Source organism: Candidatus Viridilinea mediisalina (assembly GCF_002532535.1).
GTDB classification, from domain to species: Bacteria; Chloroflexota; Chloroflexia; order Chloroflexales; family Chloroflexaceae; genus Viridilinea; species Viridilinea mediisalina.
In genome coordinates, this window is the sequence record NZ_NQWI01000048.1 from 24,198 (window position 1) to 37,158 (window position 12,961).

The window sequence follows — 12,961 nt, forward strand, 5'->3', positions numbered from 1 at the left end:
TTATGAGGTGTGAGGCAAAGATGCGTGAACTTCGCCTCCTCGCGTCCTCGCGTCCTCGCCTCCTCGCCTCCTCGCCTCCTCGCCTCCTCCCACATTATAACCATTGTCAAGGTTGCACGGGTCGCTGCGAGGAAGCACTTGCACGGCGTCTGTGGCGCACTGTGGTATACTGAATCCGCACACGAGCGTAGTGGGCCATGTTTGCCCGTTTTGAGGATGTATGTCGAAGCTCGCTATCGTCATACTCAACTATCGTCGCCCCGATCTGTTGGCCGATTGCTTGGCCTCGATCTATGCTGCACCGCCGCGCTGTGCCTTGGAGGTGTGGGTAGTGGATAATGCCTCGGGTGATGCGAGTGTGCCGCTGGTGCGCCAACGTTTCCCCCAGGTGCGCCTGCTTGAGAGCCCCACAAATGTAGGCTTTTCACGCGGGAACAATCTGGCACTACGCGAAATTGTGGCTGAGGCGAGCGCTACCTCTGTGCTGCTGCTCAATAATGATACGCTGGTGCCCGCTGGGGCGCTTGATGGTTTGGTGGCCTACCTCGATCAACATGCGGATGTGGGGGCCGTGGGCCCAAAATTGCTGCTGCCCGATGGTTCGCTTGATCGCGCCTGCCGCCGCAGTTTCCCGAGTCCAGAGGTGGCCTTTTACCGCATGAGTGGCCTCGCTACGCTCTTTCCCCATAGCCCCCGCTTTGGGCGCTATAATTTAACCTACCTCGATCCCGATCAGACCACTGAGGTGGATGCGCTGGTTGGGGCGTGTATGTTGCTGCGCCGCTCGGTTATCGCTGAAGTTGGGCTGCTTGATGAGCAGTTCTTTATGTATGGCGAAGACCTGGATTGGTGCTATCGGATCAAACAGTACGGCTGGAAGATTGTCTACCTCCCGCATGTCATCGTGCATCACTACAAGCGGGCCGCAAGTACGCGCCGCGCAATCCCTTCGATCCGGGCCTTCTATGCTGCGATGCGTATCTTCCACCGTAAACACTATGCCGCTACGACTGCCGCCCCGATCAATCTGCTGATCGAGAGCGGGATCACCATAAAGGAGTTGGTCGCTCTTGGCCGCAATCTCCTCCTCCCCCCCGCCGCCCGGCGTGTTGGCTGAGCGGCGCTTACAAATACGCCCGCGTGCCTGGCGCGCTCTGCTGCGCCTGAGCCTGATCATTGGCGATCTGCTGCTGCTCAATGGGGCGATCATTGCCGTTTTTGCCTATTTTGCCGAGCGTATCGAGGCGAGTGGGGCGATCATCCCCACCGATCCCCTCGTAACCATGCGCTTTCTGCTGCTCTTTAGCCTCATGGCGGTGGCGGTCTTTGCCAGCAATGGCCTCTATGAGATGCGCCGAGGCGCGTCACGGGTTGATGAGGCTTTTAAGGTCTTTACGGCGGTTTCGCTCACTGCCGTAGGGGCGATTGTGATCAATACGCTCTTGCCCCAAATTGGCTCGCAAGATCTGCCCTTCACCCGCGATATTCTGGTCTGGAGTTGGCTCAGTGCAATTGTTGGCTGCATCCTGATGCGCGGGCTGCATCGCACCTGTGTAATCTGGTTGCGCCGCCATGACATTGATACGCGCCGCATGATCATTGTGGGCGCACGCGAACCGGGCCAGTTGGTCTGGAATACGATCCGTCGTCGCCCTGAATTGGGCTACCGCGTGCAAGGCTTCGTGAGCGATTCGGCCCAGATTGGCAGCATCGTTGCCGGTTTGCCAGTCTTGGGGCGTAGCGCCCAACTGGGCCGCGTCGTGCAGGCCACCCAGGCCGATGAGGTGATTATTGCCCTGTCGGGTCGCTCGCCCCAAGACCTGATTGATGTGATTACCCAGGCCGAAGATGAAGCCGTAGAGATTAAGGTCTATCCCGATACCTTTCAGCTCATCACCAACAACGAGCTCTCTATCGGCGACCTGAGCGATCTGCCGTTGGTGCGGGTCAAGAATGCGGCCCTCGATAACCCCTGGAACCGGGCGCTCAAGCGGGCACTCGATATTGGCTTCAGTACGGCCATTCTGCTCTTTGGTGCGCCCTTCTTTATGCTGATCGCCCTCGCCATCCGCCTCGAATCGCGTGGGCCGGTCTTCTTTTTGCAAGAGCGCGTCGGCATGGACTTGAAACCCTTCTGGATGCTCAAGTTTCGCACCATGCGCGTGGATGCCGAGCAGTTTGGCACCTGGACCACCCCCAACGATCCACGGGTGACGCGCATCGGGCGTATCTTGCGGAGCACCAGCCTCGACGAATTGCCCCAGATGATCAACGTGCTGATCGGCGAAATGAGCATTGTTGGCCCGCGTCCCGAACAACCACGCTGGGTCGAACAGTTTGGCCAACAGATTCCGCGCTACCTGCGCCGCCACCGCGAAAAGGCCGGGCTGACCGGCTGGGCCCAGATCAACGGGCTACGGGGCGATACGAGCATTGAAGAGCGCACACGCTACGACCTCTACTATATTGAAAATTGGTCGCTGCTCTTCGATATTAAGATCATTCTCCGCACCATTGCCAACTTCCTAACGGGCAAGCAAGAGAATGCCTATTGAGGTAACCCTCCGGCGGGGGGTTGGGGAAGGCTTCGCCTCCCCCGAAGATTTCTTGTTCTTTCGTGTTGGCGGCTTCGCCGCCAACACGAAAGAACAAGAGGGTTTGGGGCGTAGCCCCAAGGCTAATCCCGAACGATAACGGGCAGGAAGGTATCAAAGCTTAACGTTGGCGCACCGTCGCCGCCCTCGATGGTTAGCAAGAAATCGGTGCGATCACGACCGTAGCTGTTGGAAGCCACCGCCCGGATGGGGAAGACGCCCGGCTCAGTCGGGGTACCAGTGATCGTGCCGGTCTGCTCATTGACCTCAAGGCCCGGTGGCAGGCCGGTGACACTGTAGATACTGCTGGCAGCATCGCTGGCCAGTGTGTTCATGTTGGTTGCCGAGAGTTGCAGGGTGAAGCGTTGACCCACCTGAGCTTGCTGCTGCGCCGCCGGAATTTCGGCTAGGCTGGGGTACTGATCAGCAAACTCATCATCCTCAACCGTCACTGTGCCGGAGTAGCTTCTCCTCCTGTCGAAACCATCATTCTCCACGATGAGATAGTAGGTGCCCGTGGCATCAATGCGCTGATTCAGCTCGCCGCCCGTCACATCGCTAAGGAGAGCCCCGTTGCTATCGATGATCTTGAGCCATACGCCTGCGCCAGCAGCCGACATGCGCACAATTTGGCCACGCTCAAGTTCAATGCGGTACTTCTCATAATCCTTCCCCCAGTCGCTGAGTGATGCACTGATGCTATCACCCGAACGCACCTCAGTGGTAGTACTCTGGTTGTTATTGTGTACCCCAACGTTGAGCGTGACTGTCTCGTTGTTGCGGGGGATAAAACGGATCGTGTGAACCCCAGAGTTCAAGATCGGACGATTAAAGATCGTCCAACTCGTCCCGGCGCGGAAGATCGGGTTGAGGATATAGTTTCCATCGGGATCGCGCACCTGCAGATTGAAGTCATCATTGGCACCATTGACCCGCATCGTCAGGAGCGTACCGCTCTCCATATTGAGGCGGAGCACATCATCAGCACCGACCGTCATGCGATGGGTCGTTTGGGGTGCCAAGCTTTCGCCCTCTGGATCAAGCAGATCCAGTTCGGTCGTCACATCTTTGAGGAAGAGTTGCTCTTCAGGCAGATAGAGGCCCAGATCGGAGACCACCTCAACTTTAGTGGGCATCAGTTGGAGATTGGAGGAATTGAAGACGAACGAGATGCGCAAGAAATCATCTAGGCTCGTCGTCTGTGAGTCGATCCGCAAATTACTGAAGACGATATTATTGCCATCCATGACAGCCGCAACGCCATCAAGGTTAATCGCTTGAATATCGGTGAATACGCCAGTTTGGGCCAGCATACTCGCCAGCATCGCATCACTACTACTCACCCCCGAGGCAAACGGGGTATGCTTACCACTCACAAGCGCACCGCCATCATAACTCTGCGGCGTTTGGGCATGGGTCTCGTTCATCCGCAGCATCACGGCAGGGCCGAGCATCAACAGCGCGATCAGCAGGCCAGAGACCATCCAGAGACGACGGGGTTTGTTAACCATTGGGTTGCTCCTTTGCACTTCGTTTACACATCTGTACGGCGTCGTGAAGAGAAGGTTTGGTGGTACCATCATCAAGCAACCGGCTAGTAAAAAGAAGGAGCCGCAGCTTCAGTTGGCGAAAGCCGCGACTCCCACAGTACGAGCCTTATGCAGTTGGCAAAACCCTCTCGCCCCCAAGTCTAGCAGATCATGGCGAGAGAATCTAGTGGTTTGATCACGAATTACTTACATAAGTCTTTTTCGCACCCCGCCCCCGCACTCCCGCCGCTATGGTATCATAACGAAGAGATAGGGGCCGCACGACGCGACACCAAGCAGAGAGGCAGCTCAATGACAACCACCGTCTACCTCATACGTCATGGCGAGACCGATTGGAATATGATTGGGCGCTGGCAGGGTCATACCGACGTTCCTTTGAACGAGATCGGCTTTCGGCAAGCCCGCCTAGTAGCTCAACGGCTCGCCACTGAAGGCGTCCAGTTTGACGCCATCTACAGCAGTGATCTGACCCGTGCGTACCAGACCGCTTGGGAAGTCGGGGCCGCAGTGAAGGTTGCTGTGCAGTTGTTACCAAATCTGCGCGAAATAGATTTGGGCACATGGAGTGGCTTGACCTACGATGAGATTCGGGCGGCCTACCCCACTGAGATCGCGCTGATTGAGCAGGGCCAGGATATTCCTCGCGGGGGGGCCGAGACGGTCAGTGCGCTACGCAAACGAGTGGTCGAGGCGGTGGGGGCTCTGGCCCATCACCATCGCGGGGCTACGCTTGGGCTGATCACCCACGGGGGCTGTATTCGCATGCTCTTAGCTCATGCGGACAACTACACGGGCAACAATTTCAAACATTTTCCACATATTGGCAATACTTCGGTCAGTGTCGTAAGGATCAAGGGCGCAGCGTGGCAGATTGAGCTGGTCAACGACATGAGCCACCTTGAGGCGGTTGCAGAACCTGGATTGGCTTCGGCACCACCAGATGATGCCGAGCGCCCGGCACTCTAGTGGAGGTGTATTCAGCGCATCCTGACGCCGCAAACCTATTTTCTATTTTCTCGCTTCTGTATCCTTAGGGATTATGCACGACCTGTACACCGTCGAGACGCCCGAAGTTGTAAACATCCACTACAGGGTAGCGGGTGCCGGTTCGCGCTGCTTGGCGGCAACGGTAGATACCTTGCTGCTGATAATACTCCAGCTTGCCTTAGCGACCAGTATGTTCTTGATTGGTGGCATGCTGGAGCCAATGAGCAGATTGCAGAGCAATCTGCTCTTGGCGCTCTGGAGTACCTTGGGCTTTGGGCTCAGTTGGGGTTTCTACATGGCCTTCGAGTTGGTCTGGTCGGGCCAAACGCCGGGCAAGCGGCTCTTTGGGCTACGGGTCATCCGTGAGGGCGGGCGGCCCTTGGACGCAAGTGCAGCCGCAATTCGCAACCTCATTCGTGTGGTTGATCTGCTGCCCTTTGCTTATGGGCTTGGCGTCTTGACCATGATCGCTGATCGGCATGCGCGGCGTTTGGGCGATCTAGCAGCGGGCACGTTGGTAGTGCGCGAGGGCGCAGCCAAGACGTTGCAGGACGTGCTGCGCCAGAGTACACCGGCCCCAGTGCCACCACGGGACGCAGAGGCACCAGCAGTGCCGTTGTTGGTCAACCTGCATCTCGCTCGTCCCGCCGACTATGCACTAGCCGAACAATTCTTGTTGCAACGCAACGAACTACGGCGCGAGCGTTGTGCCACCCTAGCCCATGAGTTGGCGACCAAACTACGTGCCCGCTTAGGCAACTCGGCTGACGGTCATCCTGAGCGTTTTATTGAGCATTTTGTGCGGGAGTATCGAGTGTTTCATGGAGGAGCAGAGGAACAAAAGAACAGGAGAACAGGAGAACAGGAGAACAGAACAAATCTATGAGTGTATTTCTGTTCATTTGTTCCTCTGTTCCTCTGTTCCTCTGTTCTGTTCCTCTCCTAACCACGCCACTTACGGCAGGTAATCGTAGTACCAACGCCCTCTTGGGAGCGGATGTTGAACTCGTCCATCAAGCGTTTGGCACCGGGCAGGCCCATGCCCATACCGCGTGAGGTCGAGTAGCCATCTTGCATCACAAGATCAACATTAGCGATGCCGGGGCCTTGGTCTTCACAGACAATCTCGATCCCTTTGCGGCCACTGCGTTCAATCTCTTTGACCGAGACATTGCCGGTACCGGCATAGAGAAAGATATTGCGCGCCAGTTCACTGACCGCAGTCGCAATGCGTGCTTGATCAATCGCACCAAAACCAAGCGCCTTCGCGGCATCGCGGGCCATGGTACGGGCGATAACAATGTCTAGGTCACTGCGGATGACCGCAGTCTTAGGCTGCGTCATCGCCGCTCTCCTCAGTCAGGCGCTGCATCATACTCAGCCCCTTCTCAAGGTTTAGGGCAGTGAGCACGCGCGGCAGCTCGAGACCTAACTCGACCAGCGTGATCGCCACAGCCGGCTGAAGGCCAGTCAGCACGACTCTAGTACCCATAAGCCCAGCCATTGCGGCAATATCCGCAATCAGGCGACCGATGAAGCTATCAACAACATCCAGGGCTGTAAGGTCAACGATCACACCTTTGGCGCGAGTGTCGTGGATTTTTTGGAGCAGGTCGTCTTTGAACTGCACGGCTGAGGCGTCGTGCAGCGCCACCTGGATGGAGGCGATCAGAATATCGCCAATCTTCAGGATGGGGATACGCAGGCTATCCAAACCATTCCTCCCTGGCCATCGGGGAACCCAATGGCGGCTGGCAGGTCGGTGCGCTGATTACCCTAGAAGTTGTCTGAAAAGCCGGGGGCACGCGTTGGAGTGCCGGCTTTAGCCGGCTAAAGCCGGCACTCCAACGCCAAACCATAGACTTTTCAGATAGCCTCTTAGTCCATAAGCAACGCAACAAGGCTAACAAATGATCGAAGTGCTGGCGCGGGGCAATCCGCACCGTGGTTATTATATCTTACCCTAGAGCTGTTACGAGAGCGAACACCGTAGCTCCACTGAGCAGCGGCACCGTCAGATTGTCGGTACCGTGGGGGGCAATGCCTTCGCCAACTGTAGCGACGAGGGCGGCCACGAGGGCGGCCACAAAGGCGACACCGAGACTAAGAGGGGCAGTAAGCGGACTCAGGGCCGAGCCCGGGACAAGCAGGATGGTCAAGAACATGGCCAAGAAGGAGGCAACAAACATTGCTGCCGAACCCTCCCAAGAGCGGCGTCCGCCCCAGACGACATAGTGATGACGCCCAAAGCGCCGTCCTAGCACCGAGGCACTCGAATCGCCCCAAGTCATCGCCATCGTCCCGGCTGCGGCCACAAAGCCAAGGTCGTTCGGCGAGTCGGTGCGCCAAAAGAGCCCAAAGAGAATCGTAATCGAAAGCGCAAAATAGACCGTACCGGGGGTACTATCTGCCGAATCCATCGCTTCCAGCACCTTATAGCGCCAGAGGAAATAGTTGATCACGATAAACGAGGCAAAGGGAATAACCCCAATATACCAATTATCAAAGAGGGCCAAGACCCCAAAGACCCACATCCCGGCACCGACATGAACGATCTTGCGCGTAAAGTCTTGCGGGTAGCCGCGCCAACGGCGCACCAATTCTGCCAAAAAGAGCAGACCACCAGCATAGGCATACGAGAGAAAGAGCCCAATCCAGTCCTGAGTTGTCATAGCACTAGCCCGTGCAGAGCGCGGTTCCCCGCTCAACTATACCGCTTGAAGCGAGCTACGTCAATGTTATACCACCGGAGGTAACGTTGACATAGCTCTAGGGGCATCCCACCCCTTGTCAGGTATGCCACAACATGCTATACTCCCCAAGAGTAGGGGGACGTGGCGGAATTGGCAGACGCGCATGACTTAGGATCATGTGCCGCAAGGCGTGCGGGTTCAACTCCCGCCGTCCCCACCAGAAACAAGACGGCGCTCGTATCTGGGAGTTGTTGCAACCCAAGCCAGATCGGGCGTCGTTTTGTTAGTTGAAGCGCCAGGGCTCGATCAGGATCTTGGGCAAGAATAAGTATCTCCACTTGTGATTGGGGAGTTTTCCGCAGGGGAGCTACCAAGATTTGCTTGGCCATGAGGCATTGCTGCTTGCTCACGTAAGACAAGGTTTTAGGATTACTTTACAGTTTGGTCTCCGACGGAGTGCCGACTTATGGTCTTCCAGTAAATAATCCGCTAACCAGACCTCGCAGATCTGGCATATCTATCAGGTCTAGTCCGTGCCGCGACACCGGATTAATTTCTGGAAGACCATAAGTCGGCACTCCAACTGTAAAGGTGAAAGGCCGTTTCTGAAACCTTATCTAAAGACACAAGATGTGGTAGCACGGGAAAGTCTTGGGAGTGTACCACTGGCTTGTGATGGCTGAGCTTGGCGAATCTACCACAAGCCAACGGCACCACGTCGTTGGCTGAGCGCCTGTCGAAGCCAATGACGTGGTACCGTTGGCTGAGCCTGTCGAAGCCAACGCGCCACGTCGTTGGCTGAGCCTGTCGAAGCCAATGACGTGGTACCGTTGGCTGAGCCTGTCGAAGCCAACGCGCCACGTCGTTGGCTGAGCCTGTCGAAGCCAACGCACCACATCCTAATGTGCTATTGCACCAGAGCATGGCCTTGCAACTCGCGCAGCGCCTCGCGTGCTTCGGCGAGATCGCGTGGCATGCCCATGCGCTCGAAAAGATCAATCGCTTCGTTGAGCGCGGCTTGGGCCACTGCGAAAGTTCCCTGTTTTTGGTGCAGACGCGCCATCAAGCGCACAGAGTTCCATAAACTCGTCGTAACGCTGCTGTTGATACGACCATCTCATCACCCAGAAGGTGTTGTCTTGCTCCATATCAAGCAGTGACAATTTGTCAACGTCATTGGGACAATACCCAATTTGGCGAACGAGTTTCAAATACCAGATAACCCAACGATCACGCGCTTCGCGTTCCAAGGCTGGTTGTTGTAATAATTGAGTTGTCGCAAACGCTCGCACCAGCGGGTGAAGCGCGTAGCGCACCGGGCTACCAAGATCGCTCTGGTACACGTCGAGCAGGGCGAGATCTACGAGGCGTTCGCGATCAAAGGCGAAGCCGTGCGCGTCGGCGCTGGCGCTGAGTGCGTCGGCGCTGGCGCTGGTGGGAAAGAAGGTGGCAACGAGCAGGATGCGCCGCGCCGCTTCGTCGAGCAGCGCCCATGCGCGCGCAAAGAGATCGTCAAAGAGTTCGCCACGCGCCGCGTAGAGGTCGTCTACCACCTCCTGGAGCGGGCGCCGCTCATACTTGATCAGGCCCAAGGTCATGGTGATGGCTTTGGGGTTGCCGCTCGTAGCCATGAGCAGCGGGTCGAGTTGCTGGCGGGCGCTGACCAGTTGCTCGATGCGGAGTTGGCGCAACCGCTGCTCAACCAATGTCCACGCCTCCGCTTCGCTCATGCCGCGCAGCTCGACCGGCCAACTGCTGCGCCATTCGCGGCGATATTCGCGGGTGGTGATCAGGGCTTTGCTCGGTTCTGGCAAGCGGAGGAGCCACGTCAGTAGCGCACTGTCGTTGATGGTCTCGAAGTTGTCTACCACCAGCAACACTCGTTGACGACGCAAGAGTTGTTCCACTTCGTGCTGCTTCTCGCTGTGGGCAAACTGCGTAAAGCCGGGGTAGTTGAGCGTGCGCGCAACCGTATCGAGCACCACGCTGAGGTTGGTGGTGCCGGGGCGATCCTTGTCACTCACCCAGACCAGCGCGTCGCAACGGGGATGCGTGGCGGCATCGTGGAGACACGCGGCGGCAACTTCGCGGGCGAGACTCGTCTTGCCGTTGCCGCCCATGCCGACAATGAGGACGGCGGCGCTGCGTTGTTGCAGGCCATCGAGCACCTCAGCGAAGGCTTGTTCGCGCATGACAAACTGGCTATAGGTAGGAGCCGGCAGATTCTCATAGACGCGCGGCGGGCGCGGGCGGGCCGGCCCAAGTGGGCAGAGTTGCTCCACCAGCCGCTCAATCTGAGGGTAGCGTGCGGCATGCAGGAAGCGTTCGAGCCACTCACGCGCAAAGAGCCCCCGGCGGATAGCCGCCTCAGCAATCACCTCAATCGTGCGCGGCTCAGGCGGCAGGTAGCCACTCTTGTAGCGTTGCAACGCCGAGCCAGCCAAGCCCACCTGTTCGGCCAGTTCCTCTTCAATGCATGGGGCGGTCTTGCCCTCATAGGTGGCAATGCTATTGATGGCTATCTTCAGCAGGCGGCCAAAGGTTTCGTTGCGCTTAGGCATGCGAAGGCTCCTCGTGATCCGTCGCTCTTCAGCGCCGTGGCCCATGCCGCAGCGGAGATACTAGAGAGTATGCCTTCATAGCGCACCGAGATTTCGGTGTAGATACGCCGAGGTTTCGGTGTTGTCTTCCCCCCAATACCTTGTCCATAAGACGGGTTTCTTGACGCAAAGGCGCAAGGGCGCAAAGTTTTCGGCGGTAGCTGTGCCAATCAACACGCATTGCCCTTACTGGTTCATCGTTGCCGCAAACCAGCGCCGAATCAATTCAACCTGAAAGCGGTAGCCGCCATCAACGAATTCGATGAGATCACGCTGTTGCAGAAGATGTATTGCTGAGTCAAGAGATGAACCTACAAGTGGTTCCAGTGTAGCGCGTGGTGTACTCACTTCTGGGCCAGCGGTCGCGATTGTGCGCAAAATCGTCCGTCCAGAGGCGTCAATCTGATTGTTGGCAATGTCGGCAAAGAACATATCGCCACTCGCCAGCGCTTCGGGGATGGCGTCTTCTACATCATTCAGTGTAGCTAGGCGGCGTATAGCGGGATCGTGCATATTCTTCAGAGCAACCACTTCAGCACAGAGCAGTTGTACCAAGAAGGGGTGGCCCCGCGTCAAGTCAAGGATGGATTGACTGGCGGCTGGTTCATAACGTAGCGCAAAATCGGCAACCGGGCGCTCAATCAATTGGCGTGCCTCCTGCTCATGCAAATAGCCAATCTGCACCACCTGCACATTGATCAGATAGCTGGCCCAACGCCGAAATTCGTCAATCGTGTGGGAGCCAGCGAGTAGGATTTTGAAGCGAGGCCGATGCTGGATAATATGACGCAAGCTACCCAACACGCGCTCCTCATCGAAACGGCCATGGTTCAATGCACGATCCAAGGCCTCAAACTCATCCAGCATCAACAGACCACTCGCGCTCCCCAGGGCGCTCTCGACTTCACCGAGCCACTCATCAAAAGTTCCAAAGGGATCACGTTCAAGCATCTCACGCGTCAAGGGAGGCAAGTGCAGATCACGTTGTTGACGAGCCGATTCCCGCATGCTGCGTGCCATGTGGTACCACATTCCGGCATGGTCATTCGCCTTGTGTTACCCAAATAACTTAACATACAGTGTACTTGTGACAATAAGCCTGCTATCGGTGCGCTTTAGTCTTGTGCGTGTAAAGGGTTTCTCTGTGCCTTGCAAGGAGCGGTTTTTGATGCTCATGCCTCTTCGGTGCCCACGCTTCTACCTCCCCCAAGTGGGCGCGCAGCGGAGCCCGCGCCCACTTGGGGGCTTGGCCTCACAAATACTCGGTAAAAACGTCAATATCTGTCAGGTGATCTGCGTTTAACGATTCTGGCATTGCGTAGATTTCGCCCGTCTCGGCATCAAGTAGGATACATCCATCTGGCGTATGTTTTACGGCAAGCCCTTTGGGGTATTCTGCTACCTTGCGCTTGAGTCGTTTGGTCATTTGGCGGGTATATGCCTCTTCATCGAATCGCTTGGGGCCGCTTGTAAGCTCTACGGCTTCTGGGTCAAGATTAACCTTGATCCATCTTACGCCGTTAACCTTGGTGCCGCTATCCTTATGGTTGAATTTCCCAATAACCTTACGGTCAACGGTTACCGTGCCTTCCATAGTGGCCCAATTGATGGCAATCTCACAGTAGTTTCCGGCTACGTGTGGGTCTAGTTCGTAGCACTCGCTTGTAACGCGGTTCTGTGCAATGCCTCTGCCGTCGATTCTTCGCCAATAGGCAAGGGTGCCGTATCGTTCGGCCTTTACCTTGCTGGTGCGTGGTGCTTTCACGTCAAGCTGCTGGTAGGTTCCATGCTTGCATGGCTCTTCATGCTGTAGTGAGCTATGGGGCCGATTCGTGTTGTAGGTGTGGATGAACGCTGCAAGGGCTTTGCGGGCTTCGTCTATGGTCTGTTCGGCAAGCTTGTTTTCGCTGATGAATTCTTGCTGGAGCGTGTTATTAAACGCTTCGATCTTGCCGTTTCGCTCTGGTTCGCCTTCGGGTACGTAGATAATGCACTCGGTTCCCAAGTTGAACGCGGTTTGTACGGTTGGCCCTAGCGTGAGGTGTCCAGATCGGATTAACCCGATTCCGTTGTCAAGCTTTTGGTCGCGTGGTGCCCCCCCAAGTGCTTGGTAGCAGCGTGTTAGCGCCCATGGGATGTATCGGACGTAGTTTTTCGGTAGTATCTCGGCCCAAACAATTCTACTTATATCATCAATGCAAGCAAAGATAACGTATTGTTCTTTCCCAATAAGAAACGGGCCTTTGATGTCGGCAAGATAGAGATCGCCATGCTTGCGCGGGTGGCTTCTCTGCCAAATGCGGAGTTTGTTTTTCTTTACGCTTGGTCGTAGGGTATCCTCTCCAAAACCACTGGGCGGTGCGTGACGGCGTGGTGAAGTTCTGGTAGACTACCTGTATGCAGATTCCTGACATCAACCCCGATACCATTCCTGATGTGGCCACGCGCCAGATCGTGATCCAGTTGCTGAACGTCATTGAGACGCTCGCCGCTGAGAACGCGGCGTTGCGCGTCGAGAACCAGCAACTGCGCGATGA

Annotated in this window: 11 protein-coding genes and 1 tRNA gene; 5 read left to right on the forward strand and 7 right to left on the reverse strand. The window is 56.5% G+C overall.

Translation table 11 applies throughout. The annotated features are described in order from the left end of the window. The first annotated feature begins 220 nt into the window (after window positions 1-220). Together CJ255_RS11620 and CJ255_RS11625 are read left to right on the forward strand one after the other, a co-directional pair. Window positions 221-1,117 (forward strand): glycosyltransferase family 2 protein, encoded by an 897-nt coding sequence (locus tag CJ255_RS11620; RefSeq protein WP_097644268.1) that lies wholly within the window; start codon window positions 221-223, stop codon window positions 1,115-1,117. Further along, window positions 1,071-2,555, forward strand: a complete 1,485-nt coding sequence (locus tag CJ255_RS11625) for an undecaprenyl-phosphate glucose phosphotransferase (RefSeq protein WP_245863338.1) — start codon at window positions 1,071-1,073, stop codon at window positions 2,553-2,555. Before CJ255_RS11620 ends, CJ255_RS11625 begins: the two co-directional genes overlap by 47 nt. Window positions 2,556-2,677: 122 nt before the next feature. Here the strand turns inward: CJ255_RS11625 and CJ255_RS11630 are convergent, their stop codons facing one another. Continuing rightward, the gene (locus CJ255_RS11630; RefSeq protein WP_097644269.1) at window positions 2,678-4,105 is read right to left on the reverse strand and encodes an Ig domain-containing protein; all 1,428 of its coding nucleotides are present in this window, start codon (window positions 4,103-4,105) and stop codon (window positions 2,678-2,680) included. 330 nt (window positions 4,106-4,435) lie between these two features. Between CJ255_RS11630 and CJ255_RS11635 the strand changes: the two genes are divergently transcribed. Together CJ255_RS11635 and CJ255_RS11640 are read left to right on the forward strand one after the other, a co-directional pair. Beyond that, a complete protein-coding gene (locus tag CJ255_RS11635; protein ID WP_097644270.1) occupies window positions 4,436-5,110 on the forward strand; it encodes a histidine phosphatase family protein in 675 nt (224 codons plus the stop codon). 73 nt (window positions 5,111-5,183) lie between these two features. Then, entirely contained in the window at window positions 5,184-6,017 is an 834-nt protein-coding gene (locus tag CJ255_RS11640; RefSeq protein WP_097644271.1) for an RDD family protein, read from the forward strand. A gap of 56 nt (window positions 6,018-6,073) precedes the next feature. Here the strand turns inward: CJ255_RS11640 and CJ255_RS11645 are convergent, their stop codons facing one another. The 3 genes from CJ255_RS11645 to CJ255_RS11655 form a co-directional block, all read right to left on the reverse strand. Further along, a complete protein-coding gene (locus CJ255_RS11645) occupies window positions 6,074-6,475 on the reverse strand; it encodes an anti-sigma regulatory factor (protein ID WP_097644272.1) in 402 nt (133 codons plus the stop codon). Beyond that, window positions 6,462-6,845, reverse strand: a complete 384-nt coding sequence (locus tag CJ255_RS11650) for an STAS domain-containing protein (RefSeq protein WP_097644273.1) — start codon at window positions 6,843-6,845, stop codon at window positions 6,462-6,464. Before CJ255_RS11650 ends, CJ255_RS11645 begins: the two co-directional genes overlap by 14 nt. Window positions 6,846-7,089: 244 nt before the next feature. Next, complete coding sequence (locus CJ255_RS11655) at window positions 7,090-7,803, reverse strand: diacylglycerol/polyprenol kinase family protein (RefSeq protein ID WP_097644274.1); 714 nt, start codon at window positions 7,801-7,803, stop codon at window positions 7,090-7,092. Window positions 7,804-7,959: 156 nt separating this feature from the next. On the opposite strand from CJ255_RS11655, the gene CJ255_RS11660 reads away from it, so the two are divergent. After that, window positions 7,960-8,044 (forward strand) — tRNA-Leu (locus CJ255_RS11660). A 775-nt stretch (window positions 8,045-8,819) separates the two neighbouring features. Here CJ255_RS11660 and CJ255_RS11665 read toward each other — a convergent pair. The 3 genes from CJ255_RS11665 to CJ255_RS11675 form a co-directional block, all read right to left on the reverse strand. Then, entirely contained in the window at window positions 8,820-10,385 is a 1,566-nt protein-coding gene (locus tag CJ255_RS11665; RefSeq protein ID WP_165774675.1) for an NB-ARC domain-containing protein, read from the reverse strand. 225 nt (window positions 10,386-10,610) lie between these two features. Further along, window positions 10,611-11,444, reverse strand: coding sequence for a hypothetical protein (locus CJ255_RS11670; RefSeq protein WP_097644276.1), 834 nt, complete (start codon window positions 11,442-11,444; stop codon window positions 10,611-10,613). Between the two features lie 232 nt (window positions 11,445-11,676). Continuing rightward, entirely contained in the window at window positions 11,677-12,429 is a 753-nt protein-coding gene (locus CJ255_RS11675) for an integrase core domain-containing protein (RefSeq protein WP_165774676.1), read from the reverse strand. Window positions 12,430-12,961 lie beyond the last annotated feature (532 nt).